General features: G+C 66.8%; 9 protein-coding genes. 2 read left to right on the plus strand and 7 right to left on the minus strand.

What is annotated here, in order from left to right; translation table 11 throughout:
• Together KBA48_RS17980 and KBA48_RS17985 are read right to left on the minus strand one after the other, a co-directional pair.
• The coding region (locus KBA48_RS17980; RefSeq protein ID WP_292908881.1) for a filamentous hemagglutinin N-terminal domain-containing protein at window positions 1-2,332 on the minus strand (2,332 nt) is incomplete at its 3' end.
• A gap of 48 nt (window positions 2,333-2,380) precedes the next feature.
• Entirely contained in the window at window positions 2,381-4,039 is a 1,659-nt protein-coding gene (locus KBA48_RS17985; protein WP_292908883.1) for a ShlB/FhaC/HecB family hemolysin secretion/activation protein, read from the minus strand.
• A gap of 345 nt (window positions 4,040-4,384) precedes the next feature.
• Here KBA48_RS17985 and KBA48_RS17990 point away from each other — a divergent pair, with 345 nt between their 5' ends.
• Window positions 4,385-6,454, plus strand: coding sequence for a PhoX family phosphatase (locus KBA48_RS17990; protein WP_292908885.1), 2,070 nt, complete (start codon window positions 4,385-4,387; stop codon window positions 6,452-6,454).
• A gap of 84 nt (window positions 6,455-6,538) precedes the next feature.
• Here the strand turns inward: KBA48_RS17990 and KBA48_RS17995 are convergent, their stop codons facing one another.
• A complete protein-coding gene (locus KBA48_RS17995; protein ID WP_292908887.1) occupies window positions 6,539-6,970 on the minus strand; it encodes a thioesterase family protein in 432 nt (143 codons plus the stop codon).
• A 31-nt stretch (window positions 6,971-7,001) separates the two neighbouring features.
• On the minus strand, window positions 7,002-7,919 hold the full coding sequence (locus KBA48_RS18000) for an acyl-CoA thioesterase II (protein WP_292908889.1): 918 nt from the start codon (window positions 7,917-7,919) through the stop codon (window positions 7,002-7,004).
• Between the two features lie 146 nt (window positions 7,920-8,065).
• Between KBA48_RS18000 and KBA48_RS18005 the strand changes: the two genes are divergently transcribed.
• Window positions 8,066-8,965, plus strand: a complete 900-nt coding sequence (locus KBA48_RS18005) for an aldo/keto reductase (protein WP_292908891.1) — start codon at window positions 8,066-8,068, stop codon at window positions 8,963-8,965.
• Here KBA48_RS18005 and KBA48_RS18010 read toward each other — a convergent pair.
• The 3 genes from KBA48_RS18010 to atzF form a co-directional block, all read right to left on the minus strand.
• On the minus strand, window positions 8,962-11,331 hold the full coding sequence (locus KBA48_RS18010; protein ID WP_292908893.1) for a heavy metal translocating P-type ATPase: 2,370 nt from the start codon (window positions 11,329-11,331) through the stop codon (window positions 8,962-8,964). The genes KBA48_RS18005 and KBA48_RS18010 overlap by 4 nt on opposite strands.
• A 164-nt stretch (window positions 11,332-11,495) precedes the next feature.
• On the minus strand, window positions 11,496-15,083 hold the full coding sequence (gene uca, locus KBA48_RS18015) for an urea carboxylase (RefSeq protein WP_292908895.1): 3,588 nt from the start codon (window positions 15,081-15,083) through the stop codon (window positions 11,496-11,498).
• A gap of 50 nt (window positions 15,084-15,133) precedes the next feature.
• The gene (gene atzF / locus KBA48_RS18020; protein ID WP_292908897.1) at window positions 15,134-16,921 is read right to left on the minus strand and encodes an allophanate hydrolase; all 1,788 of its coding nucleotides are present in this window, start codon (window positions 16,919-16,921) and stop codon (window positions 15,134-15,136) included.
• Window positions 16,922-17,114: the final 193 nt, after the last annotated feature.

Genomic DNA, 17,114 nt, shown 5'->3' on the forward strand with positions numbered 1-17,114 from the left:
GATCACCGGAAAGCGTGATGGCACCCGCATAATCCTGCAAACCGCTGGTGGTGACGCTGCCCAGCCGGACGGAAGAACCGCCGGCCGACAGCAGCGTCAGGGCGCGGCTGGAGCCTACGGCACCGGAGAAGCTGACCGTACCGGCGCCCGCATCGGCAACCAGCGCGTAGGGGCCGTTGACGGTACCCGCGACCTGGATGTCGTCATTTGCGAAACCGGCCGTCACGATGCTGCTATTGCCCGTCAGCGTGACCGGACCAGCCAGGCGGACGGCACCACCCAACGTGCTGACCAGATCGCCGGAAAGGGTGATGGCACCCGCATAATCCTGCAAACCGCTGGTGGTGACGCTTCCCAGCCGGACGGAAGAACCGCCGGCCGACAGCAGCGTCAGGGCGCGGCTGGCGCCTACAGCACCGGCAAAGGTCACTGCACCGGCGCCCGCATCGGCGACCAGCGCGTAGGGGCCGTTGACGGCACCCGCGACCTGGATGTCGTCACCTGCGAAACCGGCCGTAACGATGCTGCTGTCACCCGTCAGCGTGACCGGCCCGCCCAGGCGGACCGCACCGCCCACCGTGCTGACCAGATCACCGGAAAGCGTGATAGCCCCGGCATAATCCTGCAGGCCGCTGGTCTGCACGCTGTTCAGGGCGACGGTACCGCCAGCCACCGACAGACCCGAAAGCGCCTGTGCCCCGCCGACAGTGCCCAGGCGGACGGCACCGGCCCCCGCGTCGATGACCAGGAAGCCCGCCCCATTGGTGGCACCGGCCACGCCGACACCATCCGCCGCACCGCCCGCCGTCACGATGGTGGCAAGATCGGCCACGGTCAGCGCCCCGGTGATGTCGACGGCTCCCGACCCGCTGGTGATCAGATTGCCGGCCAGCGACAGGTCGCCATTAAAGGTCTGGCTGCCCGTGCTGCCGACCGTTACGCCACTGGACACGCGGATGGAACCGGCGCCGGGGTCGCGCTGCGCGGCGATGGCGGCTGGGTCATTCGCGATGGCGGTGAAGGCACCCTTCACATTGACATCGGCATTCAAAGCGACCGACCGGCCGGCCCGCAGGGTCAGGTCGCCGGCACCGGCATTGGCGCGGGCATCGACCTTGGCATTGACGCTGATATCATTATTGGCCTGCAGCACCAGATTGGCGCCGTTCAGGGCCGTCACCACATCGGCGGCGGCGATGGTGGCATCGGCGGCCGGATTCTCCGCAAACGTGTCGTTGCCGGCGACACCATCGACGCCCGTGGACGCCACGATGATGTTCTTGGGGTCCAGCAGCAGCGTGCCTTTCACGCCGCTATCGGATGTCAGGTCGGCAGAGCCGCGGTAGGTCAGCCCGCCCTGGGACGACAGGTCGACATCACCGCCCCGGCCGGTGCCGGCGCCACGGGCGCTGATCGCGCCGGTGAAGCGGACATTGCTGTCCGACAGGACCGTGATGGTCCCGCCATCGCCCTGGCCCACCGCGTCGGCGTTCAGGGTGCCGGAAACGGAAACGCTGCCTTCGCCACCATCCAGAATAATATCGCCACCTTCCTGGCGAACGCCGCGCGCCTGGACCACGCCCGTCATGTCGATGACATTATCGACCACGCGCGCCGCCGTGGCGGCCGACAGCAGGACGGACGCGCCCTGGACCAGACCCGCCTGTTCCAGCTTCGCCCCGTCCACGGCCGATCCGGCATCGAAGCTGATCAGCCCGTCGCCGGCCAGATCCAGCGTGAAACGCTGGGCCGCACCCAGGGTGACGCGGCCCAGATCGGCACGGATGGTGCCGCTGTTGCGCACCTGCGGCGCGACAAGGGCGGCCATGCCGGCATCGATAGTCCCGGCATTGCTGATCGCGGCGCCGGCCACCGGTGACGCGATGTCGAACCGGTAATCACCGGACAGGAAGCGGTCATTGGCGATATTGGCCGTGCTGGCAACCAGTCCGCCCACATCCACCACCGAACCGGCCCCGAACAGGATGCCGTTGGGATTGATCAGGAAGATGCGGCCATTCGCCGTCAACGACCCGTCGATGTGGCTTTGCTGACCGCCCGTAACACGGTTCAGCGCGATGGAACCGGCACCCGGCTGCACGAAGTGTGTCGCCTCCCCGGTGCCGATATCGAAGCCGCGCCAGTCGATGATGGCCTTGTCGCTGCCCTGCCGCACCTCCAGCACCGGACCATTGCTGCTGAAACCGACGGTGCCATGCACCACGGTGGGGTCCACGGGGTTGGCGGCGGCGGCGCCTGCCAGGGCCAGGACCACGCCGGTCAGCGCGGTGCCGGCCAGCAGGCGGCGGCGGGAGTGCATGTCACGGGCCATGGGTTCGTTCCCCTTGTGCATCAGGCGATTTTGCATCGGGCGCACGGATCAGAAGCGGGTGGTGACGGAGAGGAAGAAACGGGCGTCGCGATCGCCCTTGGTCGCCACGTCGCGGCGCAGCGGCTTGGCCACCTGCAGGTCCGCGGACATCAGGTCGTCCAGATTGGCGCGCAGGCCGGCGCCGACCGACGCCAGTTCGACATTGTCCATCTGCGTCACCGGATCATCGTTCCAGACCTTGCCATGATCATAGAAACCATAGAGCTGCGCCCCAACCGCCTCGCCCACCGGCAAGGCCCAGCGCAGTTCCAGCAGCCCCGCAACGCCCTGGTCACCCGATAGTTCGCCATCATCGAAGGCCCGGCCGAAGGCGGCCCCGCCCAGCTTGAATTCCTCCTGCGCCAGCAGCGCGCGGTCGGCGATCTGGGCGGAAAAGGCCAGACGGGCCGACAGGCCGTTGCCCAGCGCCTGGATACGTTCGGCATCGAACGTCATGCGCGTGAATTCGGCCGAGCCGGCGGCGCGGGATTTGTCCGGCGCCCCGTCCCGGCTGGCGCCCAGCACATCCAGCCCCTGCACGACACGCGCAGCGAAACGGTTGGTCCCCCCCGCCTTGTCCAGCAGGGTGAAATCCGCCCCCAGCGACAGGGTCCGCACGACATCCTGGGCAAAGCGCTGGCCGAAAAAGGCCGTGCGGGTTTCGTAGGCGTTGAATTCGGTATCGATCACCAGGCTTTTTGCCCGGCTGCGCAGGAACGGATGGGCCGCGCGCAGGGTCAGGCCACTGTAACGGGTGGTGACCTCCAACGCCTCCAGGCTGTCGCCCGGCTCGCCCCGCTGGATGCTGCCGCGCACGCCCAGCAGGGTGCCCTCCGACCCGACCTGCTGATCCCAGGACAGGGTCAGCCCCTGCTGTTCATCGGTATCCTCCAGCGCCGTCAGGCCGGAGATGGTGAACCGCCCGCCATTGGCGGCATCGTTGAAGGCGGCACCGGCCATCAGGCGCCAGGGGCCGGTATAGACCGACCCGCGATTATCGATGGCGGCATAGGCCTGCACCACCTGCCGTTCCACCTTCAGCGTCAGGATCGACCCGCCCGTCTGCCCGGCGGCGGGCGACAGCACGGCACGCGCAGCCACCCCCGGCAGGTCGTTGACCAGCAGCAGCCAGCGTTCCAGGTCGGCGATGTTCAGCGCCCCCTTGGTTGCCGTCAGATGGTCCAGATAGGACTGGATGCGGGCGGCATGGGCGCCGGCATCACCTTCCACCACGGTCTTGGCGATGAAGCCCTCCACGACGCGGATGGTGGCGACGCCGTCGCTGATGCGCTGCGCCGGCACCACCGCCCGCGCCAGGACCCAGCCGGCGGCGCGATACCGCGCCGTGATGGCGTCCGCCGTGGCGTACAGGTCGGCCAGCGTCACCGGCTTGCCCGTGATGGCGGCCGTCAGGTCGTCGAACGCCCCGGCCGGCATGGCGCCCGCCCCTTCCACCACCACACGCGACAGGGTCAGCGGTGTCGTGGTGGCACCGGCCACGGGCGCCGCACCGGGAGCCGGCGCGATCTCGATCCCGCCCAAGGCAGGTCCCGCCGGCAACGACGGAACCGGCAGGTCGGGCCGTTTCGGTTCCGCAACCGGCGGCAGCGCCTGCTGTGCCAGGGCAGGCCCCGTCAGCAGCATCAGCAGGCCGGTACCGGCCGCCAATGTCCGACCCAACCGGCGGGAACGATGCGAAATCGACTGAATGCCCATTGTGGCCGCCATCGTGAGATGAGAATGATGGAAAAGCATCGCCGGGCCAGAACTGGCCGGACGCTTCGAATAGCAATGGCTTCTAACCGGAATTTGTTACGGATTAATGGAAGTTTGTGGATGTATAGGAACTTCCTGAACCCTGATATCAATTCGATATGATTTCCCTCATACAACAAAACTGACGCATAAACTTCACGCATCTCCAAAATTATCGTCTTGTTCACTGGTGTAGTTGAGGGGCAACCAAGCGGCCCCCGCCTCTTGTTTGGTGATCTATATCCAGGGAGCAAGTCCGTGAGCCAGATCGACGTCCCCGAAATCGACCGCGAAGACCTTGAAGAGCGTGGTATCGGCGCGGACAAGACCTTCGACAAGGTGCTGGAGGCGAGTGTCGGCCGCCGCCACTTCCTGCGCGGTTCGGCCGCGACGGCGGCGGCCACGGCGGCCCTGACGGCCCCCGGCATCTTCCTGACGGGCAAGGAGGCGCAGGCCGCCACCCTGCCGCTGACCTTCACGTCCGTTGCCGAGACCAAGGCCGACAAGGTGACCGTGCCCGCCGGGTACGAGGCGCACACCCTGATCCGCTGGGGCGACCCGCTGTTCCCCGGCATGGCGCCTTTCGATCCGACCAAGCAGTCCCCCGCCGATCAGGCCAAGCGCTTCGGCTTCAACTGTGACATGGTCGCTGTGTTCCCGGAACGGTTCGGCGCGCCGGCCAAGATCGGCCGCCTGCCCTACCCGTCCTACATCATGTGCGTGAACCACGAGTATACCTCGGGTCCGAACATGTTCGAGAATTACAGCGCCAGCGAGAACGAGGCGCTGACCGAGATCGAGGCGCACGGGGTTTCCGTCGTTAATGCCCGCATCCTGAACGGTCGCTGGAGCTATGACGTCACCTCCCCCTACAACCGCCGCATCACGGGCACGACGCCGATGCGCGTCACGGGTCCCGCCGCCGGGCATGACAAGCTGAAGACCCCGGCTGACCCGACGGGCACGCTGGTGCTGGGCACCTTCAACAATTGCGCCGGCGGCTTCACGCCCTGGGGCACCTATCTGGCGGCCGAAGAGAATTTCGACCAGTATTTCGCCAACCGGTCGAAGATCACCGACGCCAAGGTGGCGCTCGACCACACCGATTACACGGTCGGCAGCGGCGCCTCTGGCCGCAAGTGGGAGAATTACGTCCCCCGCTTCGACTGCGCCAAGCCGGAAGGCGTGAACGAGCCGTACCGTTTCGGCTGGATGGTCGAGATCGATCCCTACGACCCGACCTCCATGCCCAAGAAGCGCACGGCCCTGGGCCGCTTCAAGCATGAAGGCGCCACCATCGCCCTGACGCGCGGTTCCAACAAGGTCACGGCCTATTCCGGCTGCGACACCGTGTTCGAATATGTCTACAAGTTCGTGTCGTCGGGCACCTACAATCCGGCCAACCGCGCGGCCAACATGGACCTGCTGGATGCCGGTACGCTGTATGCCGCCCGCTTCAATGCCGACGGCACGGGTGTGTGGCTGCCGCTGGACCTGAACGACCCGGTGTCGGGCCCGCTGCTGGCCGCGTCCACCTATCCGGACGGCACCCGCCGGTTCCAGACCCAGGCCGACGTTCTGATCAACAGCCGCCGCGCCGGTGACGCGGTCGGCGCCACGCCGATGGACCGTCCGGAAGATCTGGAAGCCACCGTCGACGCCGATTTCTACGGCAATGGCAAGATGTTCATCATCCTGACCAACAACAGCTCGCGTCAGGCAACCAGCAGCACGGCCAACGTCACCAGCGGGTCGCGCGCCGGTGCCGGCCGCGCCGTGCCGGCCAAGGCCGATGCCGCCAACCCGCGCGGCCCCAACCGGACCGGTCATATCATCGAGGTGACGGAGACCGGCAACGACCATGCGGCCAAGACCTTCACCTGGCGCATCTTCCTGCTGGCGGGCGATCCCGCCGCTGCGGCCACGGCGGCGGACAATATCTCGCTGAACGGCGCGTCGACCTTCACCGGCGACCGGTTCGGCTCCCCGGACAATGTCACCTTCGACACCAGCGGCAATATGTGGATCGCCACCGACGGCACCCCGTCCAACTATCCGTTCAATGACGGCATCTATGCCATGCCGCTGTCGGTGACCCCGGGTCAGCCGGTGCCGGTGAAGCGCTTCCTGTCGGTCCCGGCCGGTGCCGAATGCTGCGGCCCGCTGCTGTCGCCGGACAACACCACCTTCTTCATCGCCGTCCAGCATCCGGGCGAGGATGTCAGCGGCCTGTTCAGCAACAGCCAGTCCAAGTGGCCGGACGGCGATTATCCGCGCCCGTCGGTGGTCACCATCCGCCGTACCGATGGCGGCCGCATCGGGTCGTAAGCACCTGACCCGACAGGGGGCCTTCCGCCGCAGGGTGGAAGGCCCCTTTGCCTTTCTGAGCGGCACTGGCCTTTCTGGATAGCGTCAGGTGAGCGCTTCCAGCACCGTCCGGAAATCGGGCGGCAGGGGGGCGGGACGGCGCGTCTCACGCTCGACATAGACATGGGTGAAATGGCCGGCCGCTGCTGCCGTTTCCTCCCCCGCCTTGAACACCCCCACCTCATAGCGCACGGAGCTGTTGCCCAGATGCGCCACGCGGATGCCGATCTCCAAAGCATCAGGGAAGGCGACGGAGGCGAAATACCGGCAGCCCGTTTCCACCACCAGGCCGATGGTGGCCCCGGCATGGATGTCCAGCACACCCTTTTCCACCAGATACGCGTTCACGCCCGTATCGAAATAGGAATAGTAGGTGACGTTGTTGACATGACCATAGACGTCATTGTCCATCCAGCGCGTATCCAGCCGCCGGAAATGGCGGTAATGCTCACGAGAGGGGGCGGCGGGTCGGGACATATCCGGCGTTTCCTGTGGCTGTAGCGGGGGATCAGCGCATGCGGCGGATGACGCCTTCCTGTGCTGTGCTGGCAATCAGGCGACCGTCACGATCGAAGATGCGGCCATGGTTCAACCCGCGCCCGCCGCCCGTCCAGGGGCTGTGCGTGCTGTAGAGCAGCCAGTCATCTACCCGGAAATCCAGCTCATGGAACCAGACGGCGTGATCCAGGCTGGCCCCCTTGGCCGTGCCCGACATCCAGTTGATGCCATGTGGCAGCAGCGAAGACCCCAGCAGCACCATGTCGGTCATGTAGGCCAGCGCCACCCGGTGCAGGTCGGCATCGTCCGGCATGGGGGCAACGACGCGGAACCAGACATGCTGAACCGCGTCGTGCGGGCGGCCATCCGTGGGATCGACCCGGTTTACATGCCGAAGTTCCACCGACCGCCGCCGTTTCAGAAAGGCCTGGGTGGGGGCGGGCAGACGCTCGATGAAGCTTTTCACCACCTCGGATTCGGGTGGCAGGTCTTCGGGCATCGGCACGGCGGGCATGCGGTAATCGGCATGCGCCAGCCCTTCCTCCGGCCGGTGGAAGGACGCCGACAGGGTCAGGATCGGTTCCCCGCCCTGGATCGCCTCCACCCGGCGGGTAGCGAAGCTGCGTCCGTCGAAATCGCGATGGACGCGCAGGTCGATAGGGTAATCCTCATCCCCGCCGCGCATAAAATAAGCATGCAGCGAATGGGCGACGCGGCCGCCATCGACGGTACCGATGGCGGCGGCCAGCGCCTGGGCCACCACCTGCCCGCCAAAGACCCGGCCCCGGCCGCCGATCTGCCGGGAGCCATGGTACAGGTCGGGACCCACTTCCGTGACCGTCAGCAGACGGACCAGACGTTCCACCATCTCCGCCGGGCTGGGGCCGTTGCCTTCTTCCGGGCCGGTGGCGTCGTTCGTCACTTCCATGGCGGATGTTCCTTGTTCAAACGTGTGTATCACTATTCGGACGCTTGGCACCCCTGGCAAGCATGGTGGCGGCATGGGTGATTTGCTTGTAGAAGGATGCCGCAACCGACAAACCCGCCCTGGCCGGAATGATCATGGATCAATTGATGATAAACGCCGCCGTCCGCCCCCTGATCGACGGCGCCCCTGCCGTTTCTGCCCTGGGCTGGGGCATGTGGCGCTATCACGGCGACGATGTGGCCGCCGCAACGGCCCGGTCCATGGCAGCGCTGGAGGCGGGGATCACCCTGTTCGATACGGCCGACATCTATGGTTTCGGCCATGAACACGGGTTCGGTGCAGCAGAAGCCCTGTTCGGCCGTGTGCTGAAGGCCAATCCGGGTCTGCGCGACCGGATCGTGCTGGCCACCAAGGGCGGTATCCAGCCGCCCATCCCCTATCATCAGCGCGGCAACCGGTTGGTTGAATGCTGCGAGGCGTCGCTGCGCCGGCTGAATGTCGATTGCATCGACCTGTATCAGGTGCACCGCCCCGACCTTCTGGCCCACCCGGCAGAGGTCGCGGCAGCGCTGGATAGGCTGCGCCAGCAGGGCAAGATCAAGGCGGCGGGTGTCTCCAACTACACCGCCGCCCAGGTGGCGGCCTTGTCGGCGCACCTGCCCTTTCCGCTGCTGTCGATCCAGCCGGAATTCTCCCCGCTGCATATCGATCCGCTGTTCGACGGGGTGCTGGATCAGGCGCTGGAACGCGGCCTGACCGTCCTGACATGGTCGCCGCTGGGTGGCGGCAACCTGCTGGGCGACGCGGGGGATGAGCGCACGGGCCGGGTGGCGGCGGCACTGGATGCCATCGCAATCCGCCAGGGGGCTACGCGCGCCGCCGTCGCCTATGCCTGGGCCATCGCCCATCCCGCCCGCCCCATCCCCCTGGTCGGCAGCCAGACCCCCGCCCGCATCCGGGAGGCGGCGGATGCCTTCACGGTGCAGATGACGGGGGCTGAGTGGTACGCGGTGCTGGTCGCCGCGCGTGGGCAGCCGATGCCCTAAACGCCCGGCCGCCAGCGCCGCAGTAGCAGGGCGTTGGCGACCACACAGACGCTGGACGCCGCCATGGCCGCCCCCGCCAGCATGGGGTTGAGCAGCCCGGCCATGGCCAGCGGCACGCCGACGATATTATAGATGAAGGCCCAGAACAGGTTCTGGCGGATCTTGGCCACCGTGCGCCGGGACACCGAAATGGCGTCGGCCACCAGCGACGGGTCACCCCGCATCAGGGTCACCCCCGCGGCCCGCATGGCAATGTCGGTACCGGTGCCCATGGCGATGCCGATATCGGCGGCGGCCAGGGCCGGCGCGTCATTGATGCCGTCCCCCACCATGGCGACGACCCGTCCCCCACTGCGCAGCTTCGCCAGCGCCTCCCCCTTGTCCTGGGGCAGCAGTTCGGCCAGCACCTCGTCCACACCCAGTGTGGCGGCTGTCGCGGCGGCGGCCCCCGCATTGTCGCCCGTCAGCATGACGGTACGGATGCCCAACGCTTTCAGCCGCGCGATGGCGGCGGGTGCCGTGTCCTTGACCCGGTCGCCAAAGGCGATCAGGCCCAGCGCCACCCCGTCGGACACCAGATAGGACAAGGTCCGCCCCTGGGCCGTCAGACCCCGCGCCACGGTATCCAGCGCCGAAATGTCGATACCCCGGTCGGCCATCAGCCGGGCATTGCCCAGCAGCAGGGCGGCACCCTCCGCCCGCCCCTCCACGCCCAGGCCCGGCAAGGCACGCATGCCCTCGGCGGCGGCAACGTCAGGCATGGCATCGCGCACAGCCACCGCCAGCGGATGGCTGCTGCCGGCCTGCAAGGCGGCGGCAAGGCGCAGAACCTTGTCCTTGTCCCCGCCCGTCACCGGCTGCACCGCCACCACGGCGGGCTTTCCCTGCGTCAGGGTGCCGGTCTTGTCAAAGGCCACCACCCCGATCTCCCGCGCTCGTTCCAGCGCCTCGGCATCGCGGATCAGGATGCCGGCGCGGGCCGCAACCCCGGTCCCCACCATCAGGGCCGTCGGTGTCGCCAGACCCAAAGCACAAGGACAGGCGATGACCAGCACCGATACGGCATTGATCAATGCCACCTCCACGCCGGCCCCCGCCAGCAGCCAGCCGGCCAGGGTCAGCAGCGCCAGGACCAGGATCACCGGCACAAAGATGGCGGACACCTTGTCGACCAGACGCTGGACCGGGGCCTTTGCCGCCCCCGCCTCCTCCACCATGCGGATGATGCGGGACAGCGTGCTGTCGGCGCCCAGCGCACCCACCGTCACGGCGATGAAACCGTCCAGGTTCATGGACGCGCCCGTGACCGCCGCCCCCGGCCCCTTGGCCACGGGCAGGCTTTCCCCCGTCAGCATGCTTTCGTCCAGATGGGTGGAGCCTTCCAGGATGGTGCCGTCGACGGGAACCTGTTCTCCCGGCCGGACCAGCGCCACATCACCCCGTTTCAACTGCGCGATCGGCAGGGTCACTTCCCCGCCGTCACGCCGCACCCGCGCCACCTGCGGCCGCAGGGCCATCAGCGCTTCGATGGCCGCGCCCGTCTTGCGCTTGGCCCGTGCCTCCAGCCAGCGGCCCAGCAGCAGCATGGCGATGATCACCGACGCCGCCTCATAATACAGGTGCGGCGCATGGCCGGGATGGGCCGTCATCCACATCCACCCCGACAGGCCCCAGGCCGCCAGCGTACCCAGCACCACCAGCACATCCATGCTGGCCGTCCGGTGTTTCAGGGCGTTCCAGGCCCCGGCATAGAAGGGCCAGCCCAAACCGAACTGGACCAGGCTGCCGAGGGCGAACTGTGCCCAGGCCGGCAGGGACGGCCCGCCCAGCATGGGCAGCAGCAGCGGCACGGACAGGATCAGCGACAGGGCGGCCCGCGCGCCTTCGCCCAATCCGGGAGCGCGGGTTGCGGCAGGCGGTTGCGCAGTGGGTAGCGGTTCATCCTCCGCCCCAGCCACCCCATAACCGGCGGCAACCACAGCAGCGGCAAGATCATCATCGCTGACATCGGCGGCGTCGATCAGGGCCGTGCTGGTAGCCTGGGATATCCTGACATCAATGACGCCGGGCACGGCCCGCAGCGCCTTTTCCACCTTGCCGACGCACCCGGCACAGCGCAGTCCCGTCAGCGTCAGCCGTTTCGGCTCGACCACCGGGGTGAAACCCGCATCGGTAATGGCGGCGACGACGGCAACCGGCATTTTCATGTCGGCGTTATCGCTGGGCGTGACCAGCACACGCTGCGCCGACAGATTGACGGTGACGGCGGCCACACCGGGCAGCTTCGCCACGGCCTTCTCAATCCGCCCCGCACAGGAGGCGCAACGCATGCCCTGCACGGGCAAAGACAGGATCGCGGACGACATCCCAAACCCCTTCCGGCCTCTGGCCGGTCATCGGATGAACCAGGAAGGAAACAGCGGGCGGCAGCATAAGGGCAATGACCCAGCGCAAACCCGCCCTCCCTTCCGGCAACGTCCAATGTTTGTGAACCTTCCCACAATGGGAAGGTCAAGGGGTTCTTTCAGCGTCAATCCGCGATCAGGGACAAAAGCGCGTCGCCCGTCGTCACCGGCCGGCCCGCCCGACAATGAACGGCACCGATCCGGCCCGCCGCGCGGGCATGGATCGCGAATTCCATCTTCATCGCTTCCAGAATGACCAGCTTCTGGCCCACCTCCACCACCTGCCCGACCTCCACCAGCACCTTCCAGACATTGCCGGAAATGTCGGCCTGGATGGCGTTATCATCGGCGACGGGCGGTGGCTCGTCATCGGTGGCGGCCGTGGTGTCGTCCGACTGCCAGCGCGCCACCTCTGCCGTGAAGGCCGCGTGCTGGCGGGCGCGGAAGGCGGCGATATCGTCGGCCTCCGCAGCCCAGACCGCCTCCTGCGCTTCCAGATCGAATACATCCTCTTCCACCCGCACCTGCGCGCGGCCGGAACGGAAATCGGTGCGGAAGCGGTCCAGTTCCGCCTCCGTCACGGGATGGAAGCGTACCCGGTCGAAGAAGCGCAGCAGCCAGGGTTCGGCCCCGAACTGCCGGTTGGCCAGGAACTTGTTCCAGATGGGCACGGTGCGGCCGACAAGCTGGTACCCGCCGGGGCTGTCCATGCCATAGATGCACATATAGACGCCGCCTATGCCCACCGTGCCTTCGGCGGTATAGGTGCGTGCGGGATTGTATTTGCTGGTCAACAGCCGGTGGCGCGGGTCCAGCGGAACCGCGCACGGGGCGCCCAGATAGACATCGCCCAGGCCCAGCACCATGTAGCTGGCATCGAAGATGGTGTCGCGCACCTGCTCGCGGCTGTCCAGGCCGTTGATACGCTGAATAAAATCGACATTGTTGGGCAGCCAGGGCGCCTCACTCTTCACCGTCTCCTGATAGCGGGTGACGGCGCCCAGGGTGGCACTATCCTCGAACGCCATGGGCAGATGCACGATGCGGCTGGGCACCTTCAGCCCCGCCACACTGCCCAGCCCCTCCTCCAGTTCCAGCAGCTTGGCGACCAGTGCCGCCTGGGTGATCACCCGGCTGTCATAATGGATCTGGACCGACCGCACCCCCGGCGACAGTTCCGCCACGCCGGGAACCTTGGCCGCCGTCAACGCCTCCATCACCAGATGGATGCGCAGACGAAGGCGCAGGTCCAGGATATTCTCTCCATATTCCAGCAGGAGGTACTTATCGCCCGCCTGCCGGTAGGTGACCATGGGCCGGTCGGTGGTGGCGGGCAGACGGGTCAGGATGCAGGTGTCGGGCGCGATGGGGTCCGGCACCGGCAAGGCCGTGTCGGACAGCGCCGCAATAGCCGCATCCTGCGCCTGTTCCAGGGCCAGCGCATCGGTGAAGCTGACAGGACGGAACCGGATCGTGTCGCCCGGCTTCACCTGCCCCACCTTCCACAAGTCGGCCTTGATGATGGTGGCGGGACAGACGAAACCGCCCAGGCTGGGCCCGTCGCAGGTCAGGATGACGGGTGTATCGCCCGTGAAATTGATGCTGCCAATGGCATAGACGCAATCATGGATGTTGGATGGGTGCAGCCCCGCCTCCCCGCCATCGCTGCGCATCCATTCCGGCTTCGGCCCGACCAGCCGCACGCCCAGGCGGTTGGAATTGTGATGCACGCGGTAATCGCTGCTAAAGAATGTCTCCATCGCCTCGGACTTGAAAAAATCCGGGGCGCCATGGGGACCGTACAGCACCGCGATATCCCAGTGCTTGCCATAGGCGGGGATCAGCGATGCCGGAACCTGTGCGGGATCAAAAGCCGGGGCTGGCGTGGTGCAGGCAGGCGATTGCGGACGGCTGACCGGCAACACGTCGCCCACGCGCAGGGTGCGCCCGGCATGGCCGCCGAACTGTCCCAGCACGAAGGTGGACTTGCTGCCCAGATAGTCGGGCACATCAAGCCCATTGCGGATGGCGATATAGGTGCGGCAACCACTGGCCGCGCGGCCCAGGCGCAGCACCTGCCCGGCCGAGACCTTGACAGGCGTCCAGAAGGGCAGCGCCTCCCCGTCATCAAGCGTCGCCGCCATCTCGGCCCCGGCCAGGGCGATCACGGCATCGCCATGAAAGCGCAGGGTCGGGCCTTGCAGGGTGCATTCAAGACCGGCCGCCGCCGCATCATTGCCGACAATGCGGTTGGCCAGACGGAACGCGTAATCATCCATCGGACCCGATGGCGGCACGCCGATATCCCAATATCCGTGACGGCCCGGATAATCCTGCACAGTGGTGTAGGTGCCGGGCTCCACCACCTCTACCACCGGCGACACATGGTGATAGCTGTCCAGGAACCGGGTGGACATCCTGGCGTCGATGAAGGTCGAACCCGACAGGATGCCGCGCAGATAATCCAGATTGGTGGCGATGCCATGCAGGCGCGTTGCGTCCAGGGCCGCCAGCATTTTTTGCCGCGCCGCCTCCCGGTCCGGGCCGTGCACGATCAGCTTGGCGATCATCGGGTCATAGTGGGCCGAAACCTCCGTGCCCGTGCGCACCCAGCCATCGACCCGAACACCTTCGGGGAAGAACACCTCCGTCAGGGTGCCGGGCGAGGGTGCGAAATTGCGCACGGGATTTTCGGCATAAAGCCGGACCTCGATCGCGGCCCCCTGCGGTTCGGGCAATTGGCTGAAATCGGGCGGGTCGCCGGCGGCGATGCGGATCATCCATTCCACCAGATCCAGGCCCGTCACGGCCTCCGTCACCGGATGCTCGACCTGCAGCCTTGTATTCACCTCCAGGAAATAGAAGGCGTCGCGGGCCGCATCATAGATGAACTCCACCGTGCCAGCCGAGACATAGCCCACCGCCTGACCCAGGCGGACAGCGGCATCCAGCAAGCGGCGGCGGGTGTCGGGCGGCAGGCCGGGGGCGGGCGTCTCCTCGATCACCTTCTGGTTTCGGCGTTGCACGGAACAGTCACGTTCCCCCAGGGCCACGACATTGCCCCGCCCGTCACCGAATATCTGCACCTCGACATGGCGGGCGTCCGACACGAACCGTTCGATGAACACCCCGCCATCCTTGAAAAAGGACCGGCCCAGCCGCTTCACACTGTCGAAGGCCGCTACCAGTTCCGCTTCATCCAGGCAGCGCTGCAGGCCGATGCCGCCGCCGCCAGCGGTACTTTTCAGCATGATGGGATAGCCGATCTCGGCCGCCGCCTGCTTGGCCTCCTCTACATCCTTCAACAGGTCGGTGCCCGGCGTCAGGGGCACACCGGCGGCCTTGGCAATCTCCCGCGAGGTATGTTTCAGGCCGAAGCGGCGGATCTGGTCCGGCGTGGGGCCGACAAAGGCGATGCCGGCGGCGGCGCATTGTTCGGCGAAATCGGTATTTTCCGACAGGAAGCCATAGCCGGGAATGATGGCCTCTGCCCCCGTTTCCCGCGCGATCTGAATGATCCGGTCGCCACGCAGGTAGCTTTCCGCCGGCGTCTGCCCGCCCAGCGACACCGCCATATCGGCCATGGCCACATGCAAACTGTCGGCATCGGCATCTGAATAGACCGCGACCGAGCGGATATTCATCTGCTTCAAGGTGGCGGCGATACGGACAGCAATTTCACCGCGATTGGCGATCAGGACGGTCTTGAACATATTGAAGAATCTCCTTTTTCCCTTAATCGCCGGGGCCGCTGGCCTCCCGATCAGGCGGCATTCTGGGCGCGCAGGCGCATATAGGCGCGCCAGCCGCCCAGGCTGGTAATGTCGGCGGCGTCACGGGTGGCCCAGGACTCGCACAGGAACCCCTGCACATGCCGCCCATCGACCAGTTCCAGGGTGCCGATGCCCAGCGGTGGCGGGATCAGCGCCACGAAGGACCCGTAATGGGCCACCGGCATGTCCCAAAGCTCCACCGCGATGGGCATGCCTTCTCCCGTGCGCACCAAGCCCGGCTTGGGCGGGGTCGTGCCGGGCAGGGCGTAAAGACGATAGGCGGCAGAGGTCAGAGTGCTTTCCAGCAGCACGGCCCCGCGTTCGGTCAGTTGACTGTTCAGCGGCATGCCCGACAGGTGCGCACCGACCACGGCGAGCGTGACATGCCCATGCCTTCCGTCGGCGACCCGTTCCGCCTGTGGCAGGGCCAGGGTGGAGGCCCCCCGTTTCCAGGGGCTGGCCGCCTGCCACAGCCGGCCGAACTCCACCAACCGCGCCTCGTTCCAGGCGGGCGCGATCAGGGTAATGCCGGCGGGCAGCCCGTCCGGCCGCATGCCGCCCGGCAAGGCGATGGCGGACCAGTCCAGCAGGTTCACGAAATTTGTGTACAGCCCCATGCGGCTGTTGACGCCCACCGGGTCGGCCATCACCTCCGCGATGGTGGGCAGGGTCGGGGCCGTGGGGACCAGCAGCCCGTCCAGCCCGGCGATCATCCCCTCCACCCGCCGTGCCAGTTCCATGCGGCGGTACTCGGCCTTGAACCCGTCGGCGGCGGTGAAATTCCGCGCCTTTTCGATGATGGACCGGACCACGGGATGCACCGTTTCCGGCCGTTCGCGCATCACCTGCTCAATCGCAGCATAGCGCTCGGCTACCCACGGGCCGTCATACAGCAGGGCAGCCACATCCCACAGCGGTTGGAAATCCAGCGGCCGAAGCTCAACGCCCAGGGATGACAGCCGTGCCAGGGAGGCCTGATAGGCAGCCGCCGCCCCCTCGTCCCCGAACCAGTTCGGGGTCTTGGGAATGCCCAGCACCGGTCGCGCGGGCCAGGCCGTGGGCGGGGCACCGGCCTTGCGCGAATAGGCATCGGCCGCGTCATAGCCCTGCATATGCTCCAGCACGGATGCCGCATCATCGACCGACATCGCCATCACGGTGATGCAATCCAGCGTGCGACAGGCCGGCACCAGGCCACGGGTGGAGACCAGCCCCCGTGTCGGCTTTAACCCGACCAGATTATTGTGCCCCGCCGGTACACGCCCTGATCCCGCCGTGTCGGTACCCAGCGCGAACGGCACCAGCCCGCGCGCCACCACCGATGCCGACCCGGAACTGGAACCGCCGGAGACATGGTCGGCGCTGAAGGCATTGGGCACCACGCCATAGGGCGACCGGGTGCCGACCAGACCGGTGGCGAACTGATCCAGGTTGGTCTTGGCAATGACGACGGCGCCCGCCGCCTCCAGCTTCGCCACAGCGGCGGCACTGGCATCGGGCAGATAAGTGAAGTCGGGGCAGGCGCAGGTGGTGGGCAGGCCGGCCGCGTCGATATTGTCCTTCACGGCAAAGGGGATGCCGTATAGCGGGGCCGACGGGTCCAGCGCCTGGATACGCGCCGCCAACGCATCGGCCCCAATCAGGCTGATCCAGGCCGGATCATCGGTGGACAGGCGGGCCAGCAAGGCGGGCAGAAGGTCCTCAGGCCTGGCACCAGCCCGATAGGCCTTTGCCCAGTCCTGTAAGGTCCAGAATTGGGTCGCAATAGTCTCGCTCATGGTCCGGCCCGATCCAATGTCCCCGTTTCGAACGGTTGGACCAGTATGCGGACCCATGCTGCACTGCCATATACGCAGGATGACGTATTGGGGGATCACTCCATGACCCGGATAAGCGACACCCAATCGGACGGACAGCGCAGCCGGGATTTCCCCGGACTACGCTTCGCCAATATCGCTTCCGCCGCCTGCC

This window comes from Niveispirillum sp., assembly GCF_017996735.1.
Classification (GTDB): domain Bacteria; phylum Pseudomonadota; class Alphaproteobacteria; order Azospirillales; family Azospirillaceae; genus Niveispirillum.